The 3,117-nt window shown below is 68.3% G+C and carries 2 protein-coding genes and 1 pseudogene; all 3 read right to left on the reverse strand.

Going from position 1 to position 3,117, the window contains the following annotated elements:
* Positions 1-209 (reverse strand): annotated as a pseudogene (locus ACFY9I_RS42230) (mucin-2); the annotation flags it as partial.
* A 368-nt stretch (positions 210-577) separates the two neighbouring features.
* Positions 578-2,509 (reverse strand): glycosyl hydrolase 53 family protein, encoded by a 1,932-nt coding sequence (locus ACFY9I_RS42235; RefSeq protein ID WP_391012787.1) that lies wholly within the window; start codon positions 2,507-2,509, stop codon positions 578-580.
* An 86-nt stretch (positions 2,510-2,595) separates the two neighbouring features.
* Positions 2,596-3,117, reverse strand: a 522-nt coding sequence (locus ACFY9I_RS42240) for a carbohydrate-binding protein (protein WP_391012790.1), incomplete at its 5' end; no start/stop codon positions are given.

Consider the following 3,117-nt stretch of genomic DNA (forward strand, 5'->3'; position numbering starts at 1 on the left):
CCGGTGGCCGGGTAGTAGACGTAGGTGGTGCACGGGCGGCTGCCGCGGGTCCAGTTGTACCGGCGCACGCCGACCGCGAACGGCGTGGTCGGCGCGGTGTCCAGTGGCCCGGCCGCGGCCGGTGCCTGGCCTGCCCCTAGCAGGGACAGGCCCACGCCCGTCGCTCCGGCCGCGCTCAAGCTGAGGAAGGTCCGTCGTCGCAGGGTCATGGTGACTCCTCGGGTGCGGGGATGGGTGGAGGGTTTGGTGTTCGGCTGGTCCCGTTGCCGGGTGCGTCCCGTCGGCGGCAGAGGCCAACAGGTCGGCGGGGCGTACGGCGCGGCAGCGGGTGTGGGTGTGGGTGTGGGTGTGGGTGCTCCAGCCACCCGCGAGGGGCGGCAGGACCGGCGTGCGGTTGGTCGGGCGCACCGGATGTCGGGGTGAGTGTGGCGGTTCCGGTCGAACACGGCCTGCTTCTCCCAGGCGCTGCCGCAGTTGTCGCTGTCGGCCTCCGAGTGAGCGGAGCACTGCTGTGAAGCAGTGCTGATGTCGCCGGTGCCGTCGCGGTCTCGCGGCGGTGCGACGTCGGTGAAGCAGGCTATGAGGTGGTCACGTCGTGTTCGCCGTGCCTGGGCATGACGTCGATGACCGCCGTGACCGGTCCTGTGCCGGTCGTCCCGGTGACTGTCACCTCACCCGGCCTGTCGGTCGCGCCAGGTGGCAACGGCTGCCAACGGACGGGGACAGTGGTGATCTTGTCGTTGGCGGTGGTGAGCATGCGGATGGAGGAGGGCAGCTTCGGGGCGGCCCTCACCAGCGTGGCGGTGTAGACGGTGTCCTGGAGGATGTGCCTGGCGCGACTGGCGTTGAAGACGTTGACGGACGCGTGCGGCTCCCACGTGTTCGCCAGTCCGGGCACGGCACGGAACATCGGCTGGTAGCCGGCCGGCTCCCACACGAGCACGCCCGAACCCCTGTTGTCGACCACGTCGTTGGCGGCCTGGAACACCCTCCGGATGGCGTCCGCCTGCCCCTGGATCGTTCGCGGGTAGGGTGAGTTGGGCATCGGCGAGCCGTCGCCGCCCGAGGCGGGGTAGGCGGTTTCGGCGATGTCGATCTCGTAACCGGGATAGGCGGTGGCCATGGCGTTCAGATTGAGATCCAGCGCCTCGGGCGTGCCATGCCACTCCGGGTAGTACGAAACGGCCAGCACATCAGGGTTCTGGCCCTTCGCCTTCACGCGGGTGAGGAACTGGTGCCAGAACTCCTGGGTCTTCTCGAGCCTGTCCTTGCCGACGATCACGTGTATCTCGACCTTGGATGTCGGTGACGCGTCGCGGACGGCCTTGATCCCGGCCGCGGCCAGGGTGGTGAACCGGTCCCACGACTGGTCGTAGAGCTGCTGCTCCACGGGGTCGGTTGACCGCCAGTACTTCCACAGCAGGCCACCGCCGGGCTTGGACTGGTAGATATCGGCCTGGTCGACGAAATACGGCGGACTCGTCGTGCCGATATCGGCCGCCTCACTGCCGTACATGAAGCCATTGATGATCTCGTTGCCGACGGCCACCTTCTCCGGCGTGGTGCCCTGCCGGATCAACCGCTTCAGATAGTCGGCGGTGAAGTCGTACACGGTCCGGGACAGGTCCGCGAACTCCAGCTCGGCCCAGGCGCGTGGTTTTGGTTGCTTGCTCGGGTCCGCCCACGAGTCCGCGTAGTGGAAGTCGATCCCCAGGCCCATGCCCCGCTGCTTGATCCACTTGGCTGAGACCAGTGAGCGCTCCGGGCCCTGGCGCGGTATCGGTGTTGGTTGACCGGTGCTCTCGCTGCGCGGCTCGTTCCATATCCGCAGCCGGGTGTGCTGCATGCCACGATCCTTGGCCACGTCGAGCAGGTGTGGGCCGGCGCCGCGGTTCTCGGCCAGGGGGTCGACCCAGTATTGCCGGTCCTGGACGTCGTCCATCCAGGACAGATCGGCGCCGAGGGTGAGGTCGTCGCGCAGGTAGTTGAAGACCTGGAGCTCGCTGACACCTGCCCGGGCACGGCCCGGCCCACCTGTGAACGTCAGCCGGACGAAGCGCGTTGCCTGCCGGGTGAACAGGTGCGCTTCCCCTCGCGACACGGTTCGGTTGTGGGATCTGTCGGCGATGGTCTTCCACCGGCGACCGTCGGATGAGGCCTCGACGACGTACCGGTGGGCCACGCCACGGTCCGGGAAGAGCACCTTGACCTTGCGCAGGTTGTCGTAGGTTCCACCGAGGTCGACGGTGAACCACTGCCGGGCGCCGGCACTACCGGGTTGCCAGGACGTCGCCGGGTCGCCGTCGATGGCCAGACGGGCATCGGACGAGCCGGTGGCGGCCGTCGCCGAGGCCCAGGGCTTGGCGGCGATATTGCTTTCGATCGGCTTGATGTCCGCGGTTCCGAAGGTCGCGTGGGCCGGGTTGGGCACCATGAGTAGATTCGCGGACAGCATGGTGACCAACGTCGTCGTGACCGCGATGGCGCGGGCCAGACGCTTGCTGCTCATGTACTTCTCCTGACGATGTGACGTACGAGCGGCATGGGCTGTTCCGTACGCTCCGCCGGTCGAGAAGACCGGCGGAGCGCGGGATGTCAGCCGGCCGCGGCACCGACATCGAGGTAGTCGACGTTGGGTAGTCCGGCTGCCGTGGTCGGGTCCAACCGGATGGTGTTGCTGCCGGCGTTCAGCGATACGGTCACGGTCTTGGTCGTCCACGTCGTCCACGCACCGGTGGACTCGAACGAAAGCGACCCTGCCGTGGCTCCGTTGACGACGAGGCTCGCCGGCCTCGCACCGGTGCTGGCGCCATTGGCGAACCGGATCCCCAGCGTCGCCGTACGGGCGGTCGCGGAGTTCACGGTGAACTCCGCGAAGGCCCCCACAGCGCTGTCGCCGTTGCAGAACCCACTGCCGGAATAGCCGGCTTGATTCGAGTCGATCGTGCCCCGGCACTGCGCCGGAGCGGTCTCTGCCTCGTGACGCCCCGGAGGCGGTGGTGTGCCGGCAGAGGTCTTGACGAGTGAGAGCTGGTCGACGATGACGCCGCCCGAACCCGACGCCCGCACGGTGACGGTGGCGGCCCCGCCGGGCAGTTCGATGCCGGTGAGCTCGCG

Origin of the sequence: Streptomyces sp. NPDC012510, assembly GCF_042955065.1 — a bacterium.
Classification (GTDB): Bacteria; Actinomycetota; Actinomycetes; order Streptomycetales; family Streptomycetaceae; genus Streptomyces.